The organism is Helicobacter rappini, assembly GCF_900198625.1.
Taxonomy (GTDB): Bacteria; Campylobacterota; Campylobacteria; order Campylobacterales; family Helicobacteraceae; genus Helicobacter_A; species Helicobacter_A rappini.
Window position 1 is genome coordinate 1 of the sequence record NZ_FZPK01000096.1, and the last position, 1,101, is coordinate 1,101.

At 30.9% G+C, this 1,101-nt stretch carries 1 pseudogene; it reads right to left on the reverse strand.

Going from position 1 to position 1,101, the window contains the following annotated elements:
- Positions 1-930 (reverse strand): annotated as a pseudogene (locus tag C6H17_RS11970) (hypothetical protein); the annotation flags it as partial.
- Positions 931-1,101 lie beyond the last annotated feature (171 nt).

A 1,101-nucleotide genomic window follows, 5' to 3' on the forward strand; every position in this document is an offset into this window, starting at 1 on the left:
TAATTCCTTACCATTGAATCTAAGGGATAGGGGATATTGTATTGTTATGCAAAGAGAAGTTTTTGTGCTAGGGGCATTAAGATAGGCGTAGATATAGAGATATTTTGGTTTATCAATATCAAGCCATTCTTTTTGTATTCTAAAGTCAATGTTGTTTCCAGTATATTGTTCATTGTCATTGCGTTGTATGAAATGTTTATATTGTTTTTCATTAAGTTGTTTTTGTGTGGGTGCAGTTTTATTATCAGTAAGAATATATGCCCATTTGGTTTGTCCTATTTTATCTTGTGGTGGATTCTTTAAGTTGTATTGTGCTTCTAGTTTTACAATACTATTTACGAAATAATGCAAATATTTTTCTTTATAGCCTATAGCTTTTACACGAAGTTGTTGTGCTACCTCTTTTACTGCAATGGGTTGCTTTTTTGTATTAAGTCTTGCATCTGTAATAATATATTGCTTAGCTAGTTTTGCACTTTTATTGACTTGAAAGTGTGGATTGGAATGTATCATTTGCTCTTCTATAGTTTCTGTATTTTTTATAGGATTTGTTGTTAGAATGATATGTGAGCTAAGACATCTCTTTGAGATTTCATCTTGTTCTGGTAAATCAAGCGTTATGCTAAATGTAGCACTATAATTATCATCAACATTAACAGATACCCCTTTTCTATTCTCACAAGAATATAGATACAGCGTATCGCCTTTATCTAAGCCATATTTATCAAGATTTTGCACTATTATTTGAAAGTTACCCTCATTAGAGCAGTCTGTATTATGTGGTGTTACTCCTTCATCAAGAAATAAGGTAATACCACAATATCTCTGTTTGCAATCATTTCCTAGAATATAAGTATTGCTATCATTTATACTTTCTTTAGCAAAATTATGAATTTCTATATAGCCATTAGGATTTGCTTCTTTATCCATATAAACTTTAAGAATAGGTGAGATTTGAGATTCTTGTGTGGTGTTTTTGGCTTTATCGAAGATATAGGTTTCATTAGAGCTTCCTTTGATTATAAGGGTATTTGTAGTAGAATCTAAAATCCCAAATCCAAGCCCTAAAAAAAGAAATCGTAAAATGCAAAGAAATCACGC